19 protein-coding genes and 1 pseudogene are annotated in these 20,646 nt (G+C 45.4%); 14 read left to right on the forward strand and 6 right to left on the reverse strand.

Annotated features, from left to right (window positions below):
- Window positions 1-174 precede the first annotated feature (174 nt).
- A complete protein-coding gene (gene tlp / locus AC15IQ_RS13930; protein ID WP_483179877.1) occupies window positions 175-402 on the reverse strand; it encodes a small acid-soluble spore protein Tlp in 228 nt (75 codons plus the stop codon).
- 195 nt (window positions 403-597) lie between these two features.
- Between tlp and AC15IQ_RS13935 the strand changes: the two genes are divergently transcribed.
- A complete protein-coding gene (locus tag AC15IQ_RS13935; protein WP_483179878.1) occupies window positions 598-1,206 on the forward strand; it encodes a TetR/AcrR family transcriptional regulator in 609 nt (202 codons plus the stop codon).
- Between the two features lie 96 nt (window positions 1,207-1,302).
- Window positions 1,303-1,788, forward strand: coding sequence for a PaaI family thioesterase (locus tag AC15IQ_RS13940; protein WP_483179880.1), 486 nt, complete (start codon window positions 1,303-1,305; stop codon window positions 1,786-1,788).
- A gap of 270 nt (window positions 1,789-2,058) precedes the next feature.
- On the opposite strand, the gene AC15IQ_RS13945 is transcribed toward AC15IQ_RS13940, so the two are convergent.
- Window positions 2,059-3,162, reverse strand: coding sequence for a lactonase family protein (locus AC15IQ_RS13945; protein ID WP_483179882.1), 1,104 nt, complete (start codon window positions 3,160-3,162; stop codon window positions 2,059-2,061).
- A gap of 157 nt (window positions 3,163-3,319) precedes the next feature.
- On the opposite strand from AC15IQ_RS13945, the gene AC15IQ_RS13950 reads away from it, so the two are divergent.
- The 6 genes from AC15IQ_RS13950 to AC15IQ_RS13975 all read left to right on the forward strand — a co-directional run bounded on the left by AC15IQ_RS13950 (window position 3,320) and on the right by AC15IQ_RS13975 (window position 10,950).
- Window positions 3,320-3,688 (forward strand): YccF domain-containing protein, encoded by a 369-nt coding sequence (locus tag AC15IQ_RS13950; protein WP_483179958.1) that lies wholly within the window; start codon window positions 3,320-3,322, stop codon window positions 3,686-3,688.
- An 84-nt stretch (window positions 3,689-3,772) separates the two neighbouring features.
- Window positions 3,773-5,821: a PAS domain S-box protein gene (locus tag AC15IQ_RS13955; protein WP_483179884.1), complete on the forward strand. Its 2,049-nt coding sequence runs from the start codon at window positions 3,773-3,775 to the stop codon at window positions 5,819-5,821.
- Between the two features lie 63 nt (window positions 5,822-5,884).
- Complete coding sequence (locus tag AC15IQ_RS13960; RefSeq protein WP_483179886.1) at window positions 5,885-7,387, forward strand: phospholipase D-like domain-containing protein; 1,503 nt, start codon at window positions 5,885-5,887, stop codon at window positions 7,385-7,387.
- A gap of 181 nt (window positions 7,388-7,568) precedes the next feature.
- Complete coding sequence (locus AC15IQ_RS13965; RefSeq protein ID WP_483179888.1) at window positions 7,569-8,423, forward strand: DegV family protein; 855 nt, start codon at window positions 7,569-7,571, stop codon at window positions 8,421-8,423.
- A 244-nt stretch (window positions 8,424-8,667) separates the two neighbouring features.
- Window positions 8,668-9,759 (forward strand): glycerol dehydrogenase, encoded by a 1,092-nt coding sequence (locus AC15IQ_RS13970; RefSeq protein ID WP_483179890.1) that lies wholly within the window; start codon window positions 8,668-8,670, stop codon window positions 9,757-9,759.
- A 471-nt stretch (window positions 9,760-10,230) separates the two neighbouring features.
- A complete protein-coding gene (locus AC15IQ_RS13975; protein ID WP_483179892.1) occupies window positions 10,231-10,950 on the forward strand; it encodes a hypothetical protein in 720 nt (239 codons plus the stop codon).
- Between the two features lie 73 nt (window positions 10,951-11,023).
- Here AC15IQ_RS13975 and AC15IQ_RS13980 read toward each other — a convergent pair whose 3' ends face one another.
- Genes AC15IQ_RS13980 through AC15IQ_RS13990 form a run of 3 tightly spaced genes read right to left on the reverse strand, consistent with a single transcriptional unit; the run spans window position 11,024 to window position 13,728 of the window.
- Window positions 11,024-11,824: an ExeA family protein gene (locus AC15IQ_RS13980; protein ID WP_483176941.1), complete on the reverse strand. Its 801-nt coding sequence runs from the start codon at window positions 11,822-11,824 to the stop codon at window positions 11,024-11,026.
- Window positions 11,817-13,172: a DDE-type integrase/transposase/recombinase gene (locus tag AC15IQ_RS13985; protein WP_483176942.1), complete on the reverse strand. Its 1,356-nt coding sequence runs from the start codon at window positions 13,170-13,172 to the stop codon at window positions 11,817-11,819. The genes AC15IQ_RS13980 and AC15IQ_RS13985 overlap by 8 nt, the downstream gene beginning before the upstream one ends.
- Window positions 13,173-13,221: 49 nt before the next feature.
- Entirely contained in the window at window positions 13,222-13,728 is a 507-nt protein-coding gene (locus AC15IQ_RS13990; protein WP_483176943.1) for a DUF6431 domain-containing protein, read from the reverse strand.
- A 681-nt stretch (window positions 13,729-14,409) separates the two neighbouring features.
- Between AC15IQ_RS13990 and AC15IQ_RS13995 the strand changes: the two are divergent.
- Window positions 14,410-14,628 (forward strand): annotated as a pseudogene (locus tag AC15IQ_RS13995) (hypothetical protein); the annotation flags it as partial.
- A complete protein-coding gene (locus tag AC15IQ_RS14000) occupies window positions 14,629-15,018 on the forward strand; it encodes a (deoxy)nucleoside triphosphate pyrophosphohydrolase (protein WP_483179894.1) in 390 nt (129 codons plus the stop codon).
- Window positions 15,019-15,128: 110 nt separating this feature from the next.
- Here AC15IQ_RS14000 and AC15IQ_RS14005 read toward each other — a convergent pair whose 3' ends face one another.
- Complete coding sequence (locus tag AC15IQ_RS14005) at window positions 15,129-15,662, reverse strand: nitroreductase family protein (RefSeq protein ID WP_483179896.1); 534 nt, start codon at window positions 15,660-15,662, stop codon at window positions 15,129-15,131.
- A gap of 2,438 nt (window positions 15,663-18,100) precedes the next feature.
- Here AC15IQ_RS14005 and AC15IQ_RS14010 point away from each other — a divergent pair.
- The 4 genes from AC15IQ_RS14010 to AC15IQ_RS14025 all read left to right on the forward strand — a co-directional run bounded on the left by AC15IQ_RS14010 (window position 18,101) and on the right by AC15IQ_RS14025 (window position 20,226).
- Window positions 18,101-18,952, forward strand: a complete 852-nt coding sequence (locus tag AC15IQ_RS14010; protein WP_483179898.1) for a rolling circle replication-associated protein — start codon at window positions 18,101-18,103, stop codon at window positions 18,950-18,952.
- A gap of 20 nt (window positions 18,953-18,972) precedes the next feature.
- Window positions 18,973-19,119 (forward strand): hypothetical protein, encoded by a 147-nt coding sequence (locus AC15IQ_RS14015; protein WP_483179900.1) that lies wholly within the window; start codon window positions 18,973-18,975, stop codon window positions 19,117-19,119.
- 125 nt (window positions 19,120-19,244) lie between these two features.
- The gene (locus tag AC15IQ_RS14020; RefSeq protein ID WP_483179902.1) at window positions 19,245-19,700 is read left to right on the forward strand and encodes a DUF4429 domain-containing protein; all 456 of its coding nucleotides are present in this window, start codon (window positions 19,245-19,247) and stop codon (window positions 19,698-19,700) included.
- Window positions 19,701-19,881: 181 nt separating this feature from the next.
- Window positions 19,882-20,226 (forward strand): hypothetical protein, encoded by a 345-nt coding sequence (locus tag AC15IQ_RS14025; protein ID WP_483179904.1) that lies wholly within the window; start codon window positions 19,882-19,884, stop codon window positions 20,224-20,226.
- The last annotated feature ends 420 nt before the right edge of the window (window positions 20,227-20,646 follow it).

Consider the following 20,646-nt stretch of genomic DNA (forward strand, 5'->3'; position numbering starts at 1 on the left):
GAGGTTATTTCTTAGTGGGCGGCCGACTTCCCACACCACATTACGCCACTTGCCCTGGTTAGGTGTCTGGTGCTGTCAACCCGCAATAGGGACTTTCACCCATTAGACTGCGCCCACGCCGGGGGCACCAAATAAAAGCGCCGCAGTAATACTGCAGCGCTCTGATTAGAACGGTTATTGGTAGTCGTGTTCTTTGGCTTCGGCTTCGTCCTTGATCTCGTTCCTGAACCCTTGCAGAGCATCTTTGCGGCGGCGATTCTTTTCTTTAATAGCCTGCTTCTGGATAGGGTCGTCGGTTAATTCCATAGTTTCCTTGGCCTTTTCCATATTCTCTATAGTTTGGTTGATATTGAATTGAAGTTTGTCAACATTGTCACGGCGGTCGTCGGGGTTGGGTTTCATGTTGGGCAACACTCCTTTACTATCAAAATAAATACTCGATGACACCCATATTTTTCGAAAATAGACCGGGTTTTATGCGGGCCTATCCACATATGCAAGCATAATGTTCATGTAAATTGACCTGGCCGATATTGACATTTAATGCACTGCTAATTATACTATAGGTGAACGAACGTACACTCAGAGGTTAGAATTATGCCTATACCTAAAGAAAAACAGAGTCAGGAACGGCGGCAGAGACTACTGCATTGCGCCCAGGAGCTTTTTGTGGAAAAAGGCTATGCGGACACCCCGGTGCGCGAGATAATCATGAGATCCGGCTACGGCACCGGTACATTCTACAATTACTTTACTGATAAGGAGGAAATTCTCAAGGTTTTATTGGAGGAGTTTGCCGAAGAGATCATCTCCACTATCAGCAATTATTATTCCACCGAAGCCGATCTGTACCGCAGGTTTATCGAGACCAAACGTATAACCATGGAGGTCTTTACCCGCAATGAAGCCCTGTCCGAGATTTACAGTCGAGCCACAGGGGTGAGCGATGCTATTGACCGCTGTCTGCAACAGTTTGAAGATAAACTGCTCGGTTTCTACAGCCGCAACATAGAATATGGCATCTCCCGGGGTTCATTCCGCAACGTTCCCGTAGCGCCGGTGGCTCATTCCATTTTGGCGGTGGAGAAATACCTGTTGTATAAATGGATCATACTTAAGGCCATCACTAAAGAAGAAATGATTGAAATGGTCATATCATTCCATGAGACATTGGCCCACGGCCTGTTGAAAACACAACCCTCCTGACTGTATAAAACCCGCTTTCACCGCAACCATGATTACATTATTTCATCGCTACTATTGGTGTACGTTCATCATTATCTGAGAAAGCGGTGATCAATAATGAAAAACCTTAATCCGGACCACCTAAAAGAAGTTATGGGACTGATCAACCAGAGTCCCTATTTCATGCTTTTGGCAATGTCTGTGGTAGACCTGGGAGTGGGATATTCCCGAGTAGAGGTAGACCTGAGCAAGCGGCATCTCAATCCATTTGGAGGCGTGCACGGTGGGGTCTACACCTCCCTGATCGACACCGCCGCCTACTGGGCGGTGTATTGCGAAATCGCTGAAGATGCCGGTTTCATATCTCTGGACGTAAATGTCACCATGTTATCAGCAATTAAAGAAGGGCACCTACTAGTCCAAGGTAAACGCATCAAGACTGGAAGGACTGTATGCATCGCCGAAGCGGCAGTATTCGATGAAAGAGAGCGGTGCCTGGCCCATGGAGTGTCTAAACAACTGGTCACTCCGGGTCTGCAGACTATATCCCAGGCTTTACGGTCGCTGGGACATAAAGAGCTGCCTCCCAAGTTCATACCTTGACTTATGTGGCAATTGGCGAAAGTGGGGACAAGAACCGTCCGAGACCACTGAAAAGGTATCATGTCATTCTGAGGCCTGGCCGAAGAGTCTTCTTCTTACGGTAGTGTCCAGATCCTTTACTGAAGTTCAAGGTGACAAAACTAACGTTCAGGATGACAAAACAGGACTTTTTCTGTGACCTCGAACCATCCCTTTGACCCTTGCCCTAAAGAAAACAGCCCTTCCGCCTGGGAGGGCTGCGGTTTTTATGGCATCATATGCTTTAGTCGGTTACAGTACCGCCAGGCCCTGGGAACCGAGCCTGGGCAGGCCGGTATCTTTTTTTACATTGATACGCCTCAGGCGTCCGTCGTTGCCAATTCTGAAAACAGTGATTGAACCACGATTGCCATTAAGGGCATACAGATGGCGTTTGCTCACCCCGATATCGATAGGGTTTACAGCGGCTCCAAAGCTGGTGGTGGCCACGCTTTCACCCAAGACTAAGGCACCATTGGTATTTATGCGGTAACGAGTTATGGTGCCACTGGCTGAGTTAGAGGTGTAGGCATAAAGCTGGTTTTTACTCACCGCCACCCAACAAGTTGCCAACTGCCCATTACGCACCGAGCCGCTGATGACGATAAGGGAACCGCCGGGAGCGATTCGGTAGGACGACAGGGCATTAGTTCCGGCTTCAGCAACCAATAAGACACCGCTGTCAAGGAATACGGCGCCAAAAGGACCAGCACCATGGGACGGAGTGACTACTGGACCACAAACGCATCCGCTGCACCAATCTACGAAGAATACACTGATGTTGTTAGTGGTCAGCTCGGTAACCACTAGAAATCTGCCGCCAGGGCTGAAGACGATGCAGGCCGGTTGAGCATGGGGAGTGCTAAGTTGATGGGTTGAACCCCCAATGGGCTGCATTCTTCCGTCAGCACTGACCCGGAAGCCGCTGATATTGGAATGAAAATCATTAGCGCGACTACCCACATTGGCAACATAGAGTATGTCATGAAATACCGCCAGGGTGTTGGGCTGCAGTCCGCCGGAAGGCTCAACATCGACAAGATCCAGTCTGCCATCCTTTTTAACCCTAAAACTGCTAATACTGTGACTGCCGGCATTTACAGCGAATAAAAGTGTACCATCATAATTTAAAACCAGGGACCCCTGCGATGCCAGGGGATCAATGCCATCCTGCGGGGTGGCCATCGACACCTCGCCGGTACCGGTGCCCCTACCGCCGGTGGGAAAGGTGCCGATAGGTATAAGACTGCCGTTTTCACGCCGGAAAGCGACTACTGCATTGCCTGCCGCTGAATTGGTCATGGCGTATACCACGCCAACCGACCGACTCCAGGTTTGATTATCAGAATTTGTCATCGGTTTTCCTCCTCTTATCAGGATGCTGCGGGATTATGCAATATCATATTCAAACCCCGCACATTTTGGCACTATATGTATATTGAGGGTTGTATAGGAGTTTTTGATATAATAAAGGAAGATACTGATTAATTTGTTGAGAAAGGATATAGATTCCATGAATCTCATAGGAAATGTTATCTGGCTGTTGCTGGGAGGCCTGATAGCAGCAGTAGCATGGACCTTGTCCGGCCTTATCCTATGTGTGACCATCATTGGCATCCCATTTGGGGTGCAGTGTTTTAAGATCGCCTCTTTTGTACTGTGGCCTTTCGGTAAATCTATCGAACTGGGTCATTTCGGAGCCGGGGGCCTGATTTTCAACATCATTTGGGTGCTTGTCTTCGGCTGGGAATTCGCCATTACCCATCTCGTCATAGGTTTGATATTCTGCGCTACCATAATTGGCATACCTTTTGGAGTACAGCATTTCAAGTTCGCCCAACTGGGTTTAATACCTTTTGGTGCAATAATAAAACCTGCTTAAGTCATGGTGTTTGTTGACTGATATAGGCTCAAGAGAGTCCATGAGGTGCCTTTCGGGTATAAAAGGGAAGGATAGTGGACAAATTTGATTTTTGGTTCCCCCGACATAGAAGATATTGAGAACCGATTGCTTCTTCTCCAGAAGCGCGTTAAAGAACTGGAATTAGAAAACCAGATTCTAAGGTCTGCCTATAAAACCAAGGCCAGTCAGCGGACGGAACCCACATCAGTCGATCTGCCTTATACCGGACAAACCACTGAACACGGTTACCCGATCGGTTTATGCTGCGCTGAGAACAATCTGCAAAAACCCGATTACTGTTGGGCTGCTCTGCTGTCATTAGAAGAAGACTATTTCCGGCAGGCATTCTATTCCAGTCCGGTAGCTATGAGCATAACCACCTATGATTCCACCCATATAGATGTTAACCAGTCCTGGATCAAGATGTTCGGTCACAGCCGCGAGGCAGCCATTGGAAAGACTACCGCCGCATTGGGGATTTGGGCCAACAAAGACCTGGCCCTGGCTTTCAATCAAAAGCTGTTGTCCAAGGGTATCATCGACAACTTCGAGATGCCCTACCTGACTAAGGATGGAAAAACCGGCACCGGACTGGCTTCGGCCAGATTATTGGCGATGAAGGGTGAACCGTGTCGGCTTATTACCGTAACCGACATAAATGCATTAAAAGAGATTGAAGAAAAACTGCGCAAATCTCAAATAGACCTGCGTCTATCAGAGGAAAAGTTTTTCCAGGCATTTCAATTCAATCCAGACCTGATGGCTCTCTCTTCTTTAGATGAAGGCCGCTATATCGAGGTCAATGATGCCTTCGTCAAGCTGACCGGTTTCCAACGAGATGAGGTCATAGGCCGCACGGTTGACGAACTTGGTATCTGGGCGGAGTCGGGGCATCGCGAAGCCCTTATAGCATTGTTGAAACAGCACCAAAGAGTGCAGGGGTTTGAACTTGATTTAAGGACCAAGTCGGGCGATATCAGAAAGTTGTCATTGTCCGGGCAGATCCTTGATATAGACGGTGAAGGCTACTTGCTCAATGTCTCCCGGGATATTACCGAAAGTCAGAAGATGATGGAACAGTTGCGCTTCTCCGAGGAAATCTTGTCGTTAGCCTTTGAAGTCTGTCCTTTTATCATGTCTATAACCACACTGGAAGAAGGCCGCTATATTAAGGTCAACAATGCCTTCTGCACCATCACCGGCTACAGTTTGGAGGAGGTTATCGGGCGCACTTCCACAGAAATTGGTTTTTGGAGGGACCCTAATGACCGGGCTGAACTTCAACAAGAAACTGCCAGCAGGGGTTCGCTGCGTGACATGGAGTACTGGTTTCAGCGGAGCAACGGGGAGGCCAGACTGGGACGCTATTTTTCAGAACTGATTGATATTCAAGGTGAAACCTGTCTGCTGAGTGTTATTATCGACATTACCGATATGAGACAGATGGAAAATGAAATGAACCGCCTCGACCGGCTCAACCTGGTAGGAGAGATGGCAGCCAGCATCGGCCACGAGATACGCAATCCCATGACAACTGTAAGGGGCTTCCTGCAATTGCTGCGAGAGAATGATGTCTACCAGGAGGCTTATGAGCATTTCGATGTGATGATCGAGGAATTAGATCGAGCCAATTCTATAATTACCGAATTTCTTTCCCTGGCAAAAGACAAAGCGGTGGAAATGGAAAACGACAATATAAATTCTATCATTGCCAAACTTCTTCCGTTGCTGCATGCCAAGGCAGTAATCAGGGATCAGTCTGTGGCATTTGATATGAAACCCACTCCTGACTTTAATCTGGATAAAAAAGAAATCAGTCAGCTTATTCTGAATCTGGTCAACAATGGACTGGAGTCTATGTCAGCCGGCGGAATGCTGAAAATCAGCACCTCGGTTGAAGATGGTTGTGTCATCCTGGCAGTAAGTGACCAGGGCTCAGGCATAGACGACTCCATACTGGATAAATTGGGCACACCATTTCTAACCACCAAGGAGCAAGGCAGCGGTTTGGGCCTGGCAGTATGCTACCGCATCGCCACCAGGCACAATGCACGCATAAACATTGATACTACCTCACAGGGCACCACTTTTTATGTGAGGTTTGTGGTGTAATGGCTTGTATTATCGATACTTCCAGGAGGACCTTGAATTATATCAAATAACGAGGATTATGTGGTGCACAATAATTTAAAGACCGCTATAATCAGCCTGCTTTTAGCTTTCCAACTGCTGCTACTGATTATTGCTATTCTCAAGTTCACCGAATATTTCCCGGAGTTCTATATGGCCTGCCTGCTGTTGAGTGTGGCGGTGGTTTTAATGGTTATCAACAGCCGCGACAATCCCAGTTATAAGCTGGCCCTGGTAATCCCCATTATGCTGTTCCCGGTATTCGGCGGGCTGTTCTACCTGCTTTTTGGCCGCGGCAGGGCCAACCGGGTTTTCCATGCTGACCGGGAGCGGCTGGTGACCGAGGAACAGAAAGCCCTGTCTCACGTTTGCTGCCAGACTTTTCCCGCCAACCAATCTCTAGCTTTACATTTTAATTACATTCGCAATAACAGCGGCTATCCGGCGTATGAAAACACTGAATGCCGGTATTTTGACTCAGGTGAAGCGTTTTGGCGGCAAGTGAAAGCGGAACTGGAGAGTGCCCAGCGGTATATTTTTCTGGAGTACTTTATTATCGCCCAGGGCAGGCTGTGGGATGAAATACTGGATATTCTCTTGCGAAAAGTGAGCTGTGGGGTGGAAGTGCGCATAATCTACGACGGGCTGGGATGTGTGCATACATTGCCGCGTAAATACAATCAGAAGCTGAATAAAATGGGTATTCGCTGCCAGGTATACAATCCCTTTATTCCCGTGGCTTCTATCTGGCATAATATTCGCGACCACCGCAAAATTGTTGTAATCGACGGGCACACTGCATTTACCGGTGGTATCAATCTGGCCGACGAATATGTGAACAGCATCTCCCTGCACGGCCACTGGAAGGACAGCGGATTAATGCTGAAAGGAGCGGCAGCCTGGAGCTTTGCCGCCATGTTTCTGAGTCTGTGGTGCACTTTAAAGGAATCAACTGAGAATTATGCTGATTATCTGCCCATACTGGGAGAATTTACAAATCACTGCATTGTACAGCCTTTCAGCGATATCCCCTCCGATCAGATACAGTTGGGCAGAGATGCTTATCTCAATATGATTAGCCGAGCTGAAAAATACATTTACATAATGACCCCTTATCTTATCATTGATAACGAAACGCAGGCTGTTTTAAGCCTGGCCGCCAAAAGCGGAGTAAAGGTGTGTATTATCACTCCGCATATCGGGGATTCCTGGTTGGTGCATCTGATGACGCGCAGCTATTACCAGGGTTTAATCGAGAATGGAGTATCTATTTACGAATATACACCAGGATTTGTGCATGCCAAAAGCGTGGTCTGTGATGATAAGCTGGCAGTGTGTGGTTCCATCAATTTCGACTATCGGAGCTTCTACTGGCAGCTGGAATGTGCCGTATTGCTGCATGATGCCAGGTGTATTGCTGATATGAAGGCGGATTTTGAAGGTACTCTGGCAAGATGCCGACTGGTATCCTTGCATGACTGCTATCATGATAAGTGGTACAACAAGTTTTTACGCATGCTGCTGAGCATTTTCGCTCCGCTGATGTAAACCGCACCGGAATATTCAATTATCATCATTTGTTCCGGGTTCATAGGCAGGTTGGAATGCCAAAAGCATCCTCCTGTTCAGCCTCATTATGAAAACCGAAAGGGTTCTGTTAACTGCTGTCGAATAAACAGGATATGAATATGGCCTTCAAGTACATAGATGACAGAGCGGGGGAAAAGTAATGGGAATTCAGGTTATTACTGATAGCACGGCTTATATCGACAAAGAGACTTGTCAGCGATTGAAGATTCAGGTTCTTCCCTTGAGCGTCCATTTTCCTGACGAGTCTTTTAAAGAAAACGAGGTGGACCAGGACTATTTCTATGGCAAAATGGAAAGTGAGAGAGTGATTCCCAGTTCTTCTCAGCCGTCTCAAGGCGAGATGGAGAAGGCTTTCCGGGATAGCCTGGCAAAAGGTCATGATATTGCCGCGATATTCATTTCCTCCGCCATGAGCGGCACCTACGCCACCGCACTGGCGGCCCGGCAGCAGCTTAGTGGCGAATTTCCGGCTGCCCGAATAGAGATCATGGACTCACATACCAACTGTATGGCCTTGGGATTGCAAGTGATCGCAGCTGCCGAGGCGGTGCAAGTCGGAGGTGGTATGGCAGAAGCCTTACAGGCCGCCGCTGATACCAGGAAAAACATTCACTTCTATTTTGTCCCCGAGACTTTGGAGTACCTGAAAAAAGGCGGACGCATCGGTACAGCGTCTGCCATATTGGGTACTATCCTTAAAATTCGCCCTATTCTCACCGTAGATATGGAAAAGGGGATGACCCATCTGCTGGAAAAGGCGCGTGGCAGCGCGGCCGCTATCAAGCGCATCCTGGAGCTGATGGATGAGGATCATCAACGAAAGGGTTTGAAGTCAATTATCGTACATCATATCAACGCTGCTGAAAGAGGATTACAACTAAAAGCAACCCTTGCGGAAAAATATCAAATATCGGTGGATTTATGCTCAATAGGCCCGGTTATCGGCCTGCATACCGGACCAGGCACCATCGGGGTAGTATATTGCACCTATTAATCTAAACAGTACAGATTGAGACTATCATTAAAAATGATGTCACCAGGGCTTGATTCAAAAGAAAGCAGAGAATAAATAGATTGATCCTGCCGGCCAAATACGCGATACATTCATATCAGCAAATACCTCCCTATGGCTAGATAATGGTCTATACTCATTGTCCCTCCTTAAATGGCTCTTGCCGAATATATAAACACATTCAGTCCACAATAAGCCTATATCGAATTAGGAGGGACAACATAAGATGATTAAAGTTTTAAGTTCCCCAAGCAAATATGTCCAGGGGCCAGGTGCATTGAATGAGGCCGGTAACTACATGAGAAACCTTGGTGACAATGCCTTAATCATTGCTGACGCTTTCCTGGTGGGTGAAGCCGAAAAGTATTTTAAGTCCGGCAATCAAGGCATCAGTTGCACGATAGAAAAATTTGGCGGGGAATGCAGCAAACCGGAAATAGAGCGCTTAAAACAAGTTGCATCTAAAGCCAATGCGAATATAATCGTAGGTTTCGGGGGAGGAAAAACACTTGATACCGCAAAGGCTGTGGCATACTACCGCAGCCAGCCAGTGGTCATCTTGCCCAGTATAGCTTCAACTGATGCACCCTGCAGCGCCCTTTCGGTAATTTACACAGAAAGCGGTGAATTTGAAGAGTACCTGCTGCTTCCCAAGAATCCTGACCTGGTTTTAGTGGACAGTCAAATAATTGCACAAGCACCGGTTCGTTTCTTGGTATCTGGAATGGGAGATGCCCTGGCCACAAAATTCGAGGCAGAAGCCAGCAGTAAACGCAGTTTGACCACCATGGCAGGAGGTGCTCCCTCTATAAGCGCTCTGGCCCTGGCTGAGCTTTGTTTGCAGACCCTGTTGGAATACGGTTATTATGCCAGCCTGGCCGTGGAGAAAAAAGTCACTTCTCCGGCGGTGGAAAAAATCATAGAAGCCAACACCTACCTGAGTGGAATAGGTTTTGAAAGCGGCGGCCTGGCAGCGGCTCATGCGATCCACAATGGCTTTACCGCTTTAGAGGAAACCCATCAATACTTCCATGGTGAAAAGGTAGCCTTTTCAACCCTGGTGCAGCTGGTCATGGAGGATCGTGATAGCGATGAAATCATGGAAATCATGGGATTCTGCAAGTTAGTAGGCCTGCCCGTTACGCTGGCGGAACTGGGCCTGGCTGAAGCAGAGCCAGAAAAACTTATGAAGGTTGCTGCTGCCGCGACAGTTGAAGGGGAAACCATACACAACATGCCGTTTCAAGTAAATGCTCAAATGGTGTATGACGCTATAGTTGCCGCAGACGCCATAGGTCGGAGTATTATTTGTTGTTAATAGGTAGTCGCCTGCGATTGTTGGGTTGTTGATAGAAGACCAAGACACCCCCTGGTTACCGATGTGGTAAAAAGGGGGTGTCTTGGATATCTGCAGCCATAATGATTCACAAGAATAAAGACAATACAGTACTCAGGAATACATTAATTGCTCTATAACGCAAAGTTCCTTGTTCACCGGTGCCAAACATGAGCCCATCATGAATACCGAACAAAAAAAGAAATCCTCTCCTGTAACCGGATCGTGATGCCAGTGTCCTTCGTTAATGGAGCGGTCTGCGCCTTTTAATGGAGGACGAATTGCGGGTATTTACATAATAGGGGACTGAATTATCCCACATCCCGGCTGCCATAATTAATGCAAGTATTTAGTTGCTCTAGGGCAAGCTACAATAAACCACTGTGCTCTAATATTTGAAATGCTGGAAGTATAGCTGTTAGACACAAAATAAATAAGGTTATGATTTGCCAAATGAGCTACTTTTATACTAACACTATTTGGTATTTGCTTTTAGGCCTTGCAACTATAATAGAATTAGTCATCACATTTTATAAAGCTGACCACAGGCTGAAATTGGCTGCTTTTTACGTTACCATATTTGGTGCGGTATTGAATGTGGAAGCGTTTATACTGATATTCTTCAAATCATATGCTTATTATCCAATGATACTGCACAATCACCCTTTTCCGTTTAATGACATGCTTGCTGGCAATCTTTTTTCCCAGACGTCACTTTCCGCAACCGCTTTGCTGGTGGTGGTATTTAAACTACCTTATTATTGGTTTGGTATAATGGCGGTACTTTATGGTATTATCGAAGAGTTTTTTTTGCATTTGGGTATTTACCGCCACTATTGGTATAAAACGTGGATGACAGTTTTACTCTTGCCAATATACTTCTGGGCAGTCAAGCATATGTATGCCAGTATAAGAAATCGCATCAAACCCATTTTACATTATGTGTACATATACTTAGGGTTATTTGTTTATAACAATGTTTTAATTACATGGCTTTTTCAGCTGTTGGGTATTCAGGAATTCCAAACCACAGTTTTATCAGATCCAGATATGAGCCGTCATCTGTTAGTCTGGATACATTTTCATTTACTGGTCATTCCTTTAATGATTGTCTATTTTGCGAGGATGAATCGAAGTTGGAAAGTGTTACTGCCACCCCATAATGTCCGGTGATAGACGGTGTAATTTGGCCAAAAGTTGACGGATGTGCTGACCGTTTGGGCAGCCCCTTAAGGGGCAGGGAGAACTAACTCAATTCTCCCTGAACAACTAGCTTAACCATATGATCATCAATAATGTTACGTTTGTTCTGAGCTCCATAAAGCAGACAATGAGTGCAGACCTTGTTAACCATTCGCGCTGCTCCACTTGAAAACTTGAATATCTCATCAACAGCGTTATCAGAGAAAATATCATGTTCGGCACCGGCATAAGCCAGGTGTCTTTTTACATATTCGCCAACCTGAGAGCGATCCAGGTGAGGCAGCTTGCATTGTATGTCGATGCGTTGCCTGATGGCCGAATAGGACTGAAGCTTAAGCCTATCCCAGAGTTCATTCTGGCCTACCAGAATCAAAGCCATCGGGCTTTTGGCGTCCATTTTGAAATTCAACAGGAACCTGACTTCTTCCAACATCTCTTTGTCCAATAGATGGGCTTCATCCACGATAACCACGGGCTGCAGGTGGTGGATACCCTGCATCAGTTCGATCTCTTTATGTAGTTGCCGTTTAGCGTCTCCCCGGTAGAATTTAGCCTCACAGCCCAATTGCTCTAATAGGCCTTTGTAGAAATGCCGAGGTGTTAACTTGGAATCAGCCAAGTACATCACCATATACCGAGATGTGTCCAGGATTTCTTTAAAGCACCTTATGGTAGTGGTCTTACCGGTTCCACAGTCTCCGGTTAATACTGCAAACATCTGCCGCTGGGCGGTGTACTCAAGCCTCCCCAGGGTTTCTTCCAGCAGGTGTGACTGATACAACTGATCAGTGGGTATATCCCTGGAAAAAGGTGTCTTTTGGAGACCATAGAAACTTTCAAACATGCCCTTCGCCCTCCTTGCTTACTGAACGATAGGAAACGGCGGGGGTATAGTTGTCTTTGCGCTCCTGGTGCTTAATAGCTGCTGCTTGGAGCAGCCTTGATGAATCAGTGGGTTCTTTCTGCATGAATTCGGGTAAGGGCGGTCTCTTACCCGCCCGTTCTCCAATCACCAGTTGCCGGGCTTTAAAGGGCTGGTGTCCTTCATATTCGATGGTAAGTTCACTAATATCTGCCGGATCGAAGATGACATCGACTTTGCAGCCGATAAAAGTCAGACCTACTTCGTATTTTCTGCTTTCAAAGCTGATACAGCCTGATTTATCTACCTTTCTTTCCTCACAGTGCATAAATGCACTGGCTAGTATTTCCGGATCAAGGTATTTCAAGGTCTTACGGTCACTCTGGTATGCCACTGCCGGACTAAGCTCACCCTCTATTCCGGAATGAGGCTTGTGCTGGTAGCATTCCTCCAGCCAGACTGTGAACAACTGATTTAATCTGTCTAAGGTTTGTGGTTCCTCTAATCTGGCCTCTGCTAAAAATGAGTCAACCACCCGGTTAAAACGTTCAACTTTGCCAGTGGCTTCGGGGGAATAGGGTTTTGCAAACAGTAGCCTGATTCCCATCTTGGCACAGGCTCGATTCATCCATTTGTTGCGGTACTGACCGCCGTTATCAAAGTATACTTTTTCCGGAACGCCGTATTTTAGGATGGCTTTCTTGAAACAGTCTTCAACAATTATTTGGTCTAATACCGGGTAGAACTCACCATGCAGAATGAAGCGAGTAGCGTCATCCACAAATGTAACCAGGTAGACTTGCTTCTTTTTACCTTCCTTGCCGATGGGCAGGTAGGGCCCGTATTTTATGTCAGAATGCCAGAGCTGGTTACGGTATTTCTGCTGATAACGTCTGGCAGCTACACCGGTACCGGTATACATGCGCATTTGCCGACTACTGTAACCTCTCTGGGCTAACTTTTCCTGCAGGGTGCTACGCTTGATCTGTCCTGGCTGAACTAAGCCCTCCCACTCCATGATCTGAATGATTTGGGATATGCTGCGACTGGGTACTTGGCGGCGCAGCAATATGGCCTGCTCCAGGACGTTAATGGGAACTGCTTCTTCGCTACACCGTTTGCCTCTGCCTTTGGGCTTTAGTCCGTTAAATCCTTCTTTCCTGTACAGGTCTAGATACCTGCGTAAGGTGCGCTCGGATATCCCGGTCTGTTCACATATCCGGGTTTTGATTACCTTAGCCTGTCCGGCATCCAGGCCTTCAGCAAGGAGTGGGGCCAGCATATGCACCCGCTGGGCCGCTATCTCTTCTGCCTTCTTGTCATTTCTCAATGCTCAAGCCTCCTTTTTAAGCTTTAACATTGAGTTTACCTTTACACTTTTATGGACAAAACGCTGAACGGGTATGTGACCATAAATTTAAATTGGCTATGGGTTTGACAACTCTGGCCAGCCAACCGGGTGCATCTCCTACATGCTGCCAGATCCTGTGGAGCTTGGACGGGGGAAGGCTGGATAAACCTCCCACAGATTCCTTTAGATCATACCTTAGGATTATTGATGTCAGGCAACTCTGGAAGTAGTCAGCTCTTTCAAAAAACCAGTTCTGCCACCGCTTAAGGGTAGACTCATCTGCAATTACACTCATCTGTCTTTCCTCGGTAATTGTAGTTTCTATACTCTCCCGCACATGGTGTTTGTAAGGAACTAATATATCCGGAAGTTCATGATGAATCCTTTTGCAGTCAACACATCTCAGTCTACGAATACTCAAAACTATCTTGTTTCCATGGGTATTGATACAGCTTCTTTTGCGGCTGCCTATCACCTTTAATCCCCCGCTGCAGCAGGGACAAGGAATCTGCTCCAAGCTCCTAACAGAAAACACCCTTGGAAGGGTTCTCTATCAGCTCATATTTTGATACAATAACCATACTTGGTGTGGACGTCTCTGGTGCTTCTGTTGGTCGCATTAGCACATTTATACAGAGGCGTCTTTCCTTTCTGTATAATATGGTCATTATATCCAGCTATTTTTGGTCAGGCAACTCCGTCAGCTTTTGGACGGGTTAGGTTGGCTTTAACAGGAAAGCCGTGATTGTTGCTGCCGTTTTTCTTATTTATTATATCTGGTATAGACTTGGTTTAGTCCTGATTACAGACGGTTGGTTCTTGCCTGTAGCAGCAATTGTCATGTTATGGACATACTTGTGCATACTTCTGATGGACCGATTATATCGACTTCCGGTGGGCCAAAAAAGTATGTAGCAGTAGAGGTGTTATTGACTCATCCGTTTTAAATTACATTTCCTTATTAATCAGAATACTCCAATTGAATTTCTATTTGCATTTCAATATCCTGCGTCTCTTTCTCCTTCCAGTCATTGTATCAATAGGTTCGAAACCGATTACCATTGATTTCCAACAAATGGACGATTTTGTATACTGCCTATAGAACTTTATTTCCATATATTCTGCCGTGACCCTGTTGGCAAATGGTTTAGTCCTTAACCGGAGCGCCAATTGCGCCCTAAAAACAAGAACACCTGAACCAGAGTGCGATTGCCCCGGTCAGCGTTACATCCACCACAAAGAGATGGACAGTACAGTGCTGCTGTTCGTGCGTGAGTATAAAAAGGACATAGCCGGAGCGGCGCCATACACCTTTCTAGGGTTGGCAGATTACGTAAAACATGAGGGCTCACGTCCCATGAATATTACTTATAGGCTGCACAAGCCCATTCCAGCCAAGTATTTAAAGAGAACTAATAAAATGGTGGTGGGATAATTGACCGAAGTCGTAGCTGCTTTAATCTGGGATGGCAATAAGTTTATGATTTGCCAGAGACCAGCGCACAAAGCCCGGGGTCTTTTGTGGGAGTTTGTAGGCGGCAAAGTAGAACCCGGCGAGTCAAAGGAAGAAGCCATAGTCAGGGAGTGCCGCGAGGAATTGGCCATTACCATCGCTGTGGGTGATGTTTTTATGGACGTTGTGCACGAATATCCGGATCTGATGGTCCACATGACTTTGTTCAATGCCGCAATAACTGAAGGAATACCACAGAAACTGGAACACAACGATATTCGCTGGATTGCAGTGGATGATATTTCACAGTATCACTTTTGCCCGTCAGATAGAGAAATTCTGAATAAGCTGGAGCAACAGCCATGTTGCTAAAAGCCAAGCTAGAAGAAGGTGAAGTGTTACCAGTCAAGTACGGGTCTGATTCTTCAATCACCAGGCCCGCCTTTTCCCTTATTAAGTTATTTTAATTGAATTAATAAATATCACAGAATATCACCCCATGTATCATAAACAACCATTTCTTTCAGGGGACGGCGAGGCCGCAAGACCGGTTCTTCAGCTGCTTTCCCCAGCGGGATCAGTGATACAGGACGAAAGCTATCAGGCAGTTGGAGTATTTTTTTGACCTTGCTGCCGCTGAAGCCTCCCATCCAGCACGAACCATAACCGAGTGCATGGGCAGCCAGCAATATATTCTGGGTAGCATTGGCGGCATCCAGCAGACAAAGTAAATTACGCCCGTTATCCCCATATTTAACAGCCGACCTCTCGGGATCCACACAAACTGCAACCACTACCGGGGCCTGCCCAATTTGCTCCTGACCAAAAGCGGCCTGCTGTAGTTCAGCTTTTACCTCGGTATTCTTGACCACCACAAAATAGCAGGGCTGAAGATTCCCGGCTGAAGGAGCCATGCGGCCTGCCTCCAGAATAACTCTCAAATCCTGTTCATCAATGGGATCAGGCTTGTACTGTCGGACACTCCTCCGGGTCATAATAGTCTCTATGCAATCCATAATTAAACCTCCATGATTTAATTCATATATTTATTATAAAATAATGAGATCGTTGCGGCAGTAGATTCGTCTTATGTACTCATCCAGATAGCTTTGGAAGTGTTTACGTTTCTCGTAGTGTGGAGTACATTTGAAGATTAGCTTTTAAGTAATATGACACCACAAGCATTATGCTCAGAAGGCTCAGTCGCTCATAAATATGCTATTGACCACGATATTAAAGTTGTGTTGTCAGGAGAAAAAGTTAATAATCATTAACAGCAAATCAGATAAGATATACCCTCAAGCCTCTTATAGGCACTTACGAGGTAGTAATCCTATTATTGGATATAAATTACCGATCTAAACATTAGATAATTGGCCTGGTACCAAGACCCCCCCTAAGTGTTAGTACACTGAGCATAAGGTCATGACAAGCTGTACCTGCACAACCACTATCAATAATCTCATTAACCTTAAACAACTTTAAGACGGCTGCAAGGAATCTTTCAGTCATTATGGGGCAGGGTTGCTATAAGTACATCCATATCGTCAACGTAGTGGGAATACAGATTACTAAGACTCTAGAGCCATTAGTGACATTTTCAACCATCGATGATGATATCCTGGTGGATGGGGAGCAGTATGTAAATAATGAAATGCACTTTGATCTCACCTGATAGGGGAGGAGTCCCTGAGTTAGGGGTGACGGAATCGTAATGTTCTAGGTGAAACTGTCCTATCACTAGTTATTGGGTGCGCCTCAAATATTCCCCGTAAATATCTTGAGCTAATCATCAGCCGAATGTTCAAGCACGCGTACATCAGAAAGTGAGAAAGGTCTCCGCTTCCGGATATTAGGGGATTGGCGGCCTTTCCATGTGCGACGAGTTAGGTTACATAATATTCAGTTGATTAGGAAGTCCGGGTGAGGGGACTTCTTTTTTATTTTAGCAGCATAACAGACCGCATTCAGCGCCTGAGTAGTACCAGCCGGGAGCGGACGAACAATTAGGAGCAGGCTTGACAGCGGACGATAAAGTGAGGAGCAACGCAAGGCCAGGTGAACGAAGCAAAAGCCTATATTAAGGCTTCATTTGCCCAACTCGTTCATAATACGCCCCAGTGGGGCTCACAGCGTTTTTTTCTATAATTAGGATGCTGGGACCTTTGAATGCTTTTTAAGAGGCCTTATTAGGCCTCTTAGAAGCTCCTTTTTCTGGTAATGGCATTTTTAAACTCAGGCGGCTAATCAGAAAATCATCCTGAGACAATTTTAGAAAGCCCCTCAGTATAATGAGGGGCTTTTTAGATTCAAAATCTGAACAGTGAAACTAGATCCTTAGAATCGAGTTCGTATACCGGATTTGTGAGTCTTTTACTCAATGGGAAGAGATGAGCGTGGGGGGAGATGAGCGTGGGGGGAGATGAGCGTGGCAGGAGCACCTTTCTCGTATTTTTGGCTAGTTTACATAATGTTCAGTTGATAGGAAGTCCGGGTGAGGGGACTTATTTTTTATTGAGCAGAAGAACAGACCGTATTCAGCGTCTGAGGAGTACTGGCCGGGAGCGGACGAACGATGAGGAGCAGGCTAGACAGCGGACGACAGAGTGAGGAGCACCGCAAGGCCAGACGGACGAAGCAAAAGCGGCACCAGACTTTCTGAGAAGCAGATCAGGAACCCGGACTTACTATAACTGGTGTTATGTTGATCTAGCCACACCGAGCCATTGGTACGGTTATTGCAAAGTTAACTTGATTATAGGTACACTTAAGTCGATAAATTGACCAGCAAAACAGTCTACAACCAGCAGTAATAGCTGATTTCAAAACACTACAAAAAATTATAAACAGACAGAGACAGTTAACTAGTAGTTGATGATTAGGCAGATGGATATTAATGGGCGTTTTTTATGGCCTTGCTCATCCATAGGGCATTATACTGCGATTTGCTCGTATTTTCTTCAAAATTTCGTTCTAGTTTACATAATGTTCAGTTGATAGGAAGTCCGGGTGAGGGGACTTATTTTTTATTGAGCAGAAGAACAGACCGTATTCAGCGTCTGAGGAGTACTGGCCGGGAGCGGACGAACGATGAGGAGCAGGCTAGACAGCGGACGACAGAGTGAGGAGCACCGCAAGGCCAGACGGACGAAGCAAAAGCGGCACCAGACTTTCTGAGAAGCAGATCAGGAACCCGGACTTACTATAACTGGTGTTATGTTGATCTAGCCACACCGAGCCATTGGTACGGTTATTGCAAAGTTAACTTGATTATATATTAATATGCCTAATGCGCAAATTGTCATCATAGGGACACTTAATTCGATATACGAATTTTCCTGAAACATATTGATAAATTTTGTTATATGGATTACATTCGAAGTAGTGCTAATTGGTAAAGGTTGGCATTCTCCCAGTTAAGTTACAAATAAATATCTGAAAGTGAGGTGGCACAGTGCCTGCAACCTACAATGTTAGGTTGATACAGGCAGGTAACATAGTTGAGAGAATAGAGTATGAAAAACTGGTTATCGTTAATGAACAATCAAAAAATAATAGCGCTGCAAAGTGTGAATATAGCGGTTCAAGAAAGAATAGTGAGAGAGATGGTGAGAAGAAGAAAAACCGCCTAAAAGTGATATATAGAGCGCGAAATGAAGTAAGAAGGTTAATAAATTCGAATGTAGGCCAGTACCAAGATGAGAATCATCAACCATTTAAACCTGTCTTTTTAACCTTGACATTTCAAAGAAACATTACTGATTTGTCAGTAGCAAACCGGGAATATAGAAAGTTCATTAAGCGCTTTGGATACCATGTAGGCGATAATGAAAGCTATATTAAGTATGTGGTTGTTCCCGAGTTCCAAAAGAGGGGAGCAGTACACTACCACCTGGTGATATTTAACCTGCCCTACATTAAGGCAAAGATAATTGCCCGTATATGGTCTCATGGTTATGTTAAGATCAATGCCATTGATGAGGTCGACAATGTAGGAGCGTATGTCTGCAAGTACATGACCAAAGATGTATTAGACGGCAAAGAAGATAAGCTGGCAGGGCAAAAGTGTTATTTTCGTTCACGGGATCTTATTGAACCAAAGGAGATAAGACTACTTTCCGACAGCCCGGAATGCAAAAAGTTAGATGAGTTAGTAAGCGGAATGGCAAGTTCCGTGGCGTATGACCAGGAACATGACAGCGAATATTACGGCACAATCACATATACCCAGTATAGAGGTGAGAATAGCTGTTGGAAGGAGTTGTTCAATACATGGCAAGAAATGCGCGCATATCAATTAAGGTGACAACTGACATGAAGAAAGAGATGGAGAACTTAGCAAACAGCTATGGCCTCTCAATTTCGTCTCTAGGAGCGTACATAGTGGGTCAGTGGATGAGCGAGAAGAAAGAACAAATAGCGCGGAGGCAGGGGGCAACTGCCGGAGACTACAGCCAGGGGGCCCCTGAGTAAAGGGCGAGTGAAGCGAGGGCGCAGCCTTTACCCTTTAATCAGGGTCTTGGCTAGTAGTAGGCTTCGGTTTGCCACCGGCAGACGCGCGATATTAACTCTTGATTAGCAGATATGGGGGAATTTAAATGCTGTTCGAACTTAATGGAGTAAATGGGCAATTGCAGCTTTTCGATAACAGAATTGTTATATCGAGAAAAGGCGCATTGGCTAAATTGACCCAAGGCTTTTCGAAAGGTGAAAAATCGATATATCTATCACAAATATCTAGTATTCAGATTAAACCTGGTAATAACCTAACAAATGGATATATTCAATTCACAATATCTGGTGGAAAAGAAAATACTAAAGGTCTCATTAGTGCAACTCAAGACGAGAATACGGTTATGTTTAAGAAAAAGGATAATGAGTTAGTTGAGAAAATCAGAACTGAAATAGAAAGGTTAAAGGGTTTTGACGGCTCCAAAAATCATTCTACAGTTCTTAGCCCTGCAGACGAAATCCGGAAATATAAGGAGCTATTGGACGATGGCATTATTACACAAGATGAATTTCAGGAAAAGAAGAGAGAGTTATTAGGTTAGCTATAAGGCAACACATCGATTATATAGCCACCTGGGGAGGCTCCGGGGGAGGGGGCCCAGGTGGCTATAGCATATTACGTTCCAATACAAGTTGTATCTGCGATGTATGAATGAGCAACTGCAAGTCTGTATGTACTTGGCGATAAAATGCGTGATTGGGGAAGTGTTTTTGGACCTACTTTTGAAGATTTTAGACCCATTGTTGGGAATGATTATTCTTGCAATTATTTTCGGGGTCGGTTCATGGTTAATTGAAAGAGCTAAATGGATGATGAAAGAATCTCAACCACAGTGGGTAAGATGCGTAGTACCTGTTCTAATCGTTATCTTAATTTTATGGTTTTTATCTACTTGGTGGGGTCTGTTAAATCTTGGTTTTGCTATGTTACTGTTTTCATTTTTTCTTATGACTCCTAAAGGATACGGTAGGTGGAGTGGAGGGTTTTCCGAAGACGTTAACCAGTTTGGTGGTTTTGTGTTTTGCGCGAGTTTATTATTAATTATTTTTTCAAAGTTGACGGATTAAAAGAGATGGAAAAGCAACAACGACCTAGTGGGAGGGTATTAACGTAATTCAAAATCCCAACATTCATGTAAACTAGCCAGAACAAAAAAGTAGAACCACGCACTTTCATGGCTAGTTTACATAATGTTCATTATAGGTAGTTGGAGAATCGGCTTAGAGGACTTGAAAGTGCGGCCCATCCTGGCTTAGCGCCACCGCGTTTCACCTGTATATCAATTGCATAAATAATTATGGAGTACTGCCCCGGTAATTACCTGAGCAGTTCTTTACTTATTGGTTGTCAGTGAAAACACTTTATTTAATCAATTGAAGGAGCTAGAAGTTCAGAGCAGTTTTTTCTCTCAAGCCATCTGGATCTACTGACAGGGGGGCCACTTGTTTTTGGCAAGTAAAAAATACAGCAAACGGCAAAAAATAAAT

The sequence above is a fragment of the Syntrophomonas sp. DTU019 genome (genome assembly GCA_913757435.1).
Taxonomy (GTDB): Bacteria; Bacillota; Syntrophomonadia; order Syntrophomonadales; family Syntrophomonadaceae; genus DTU019.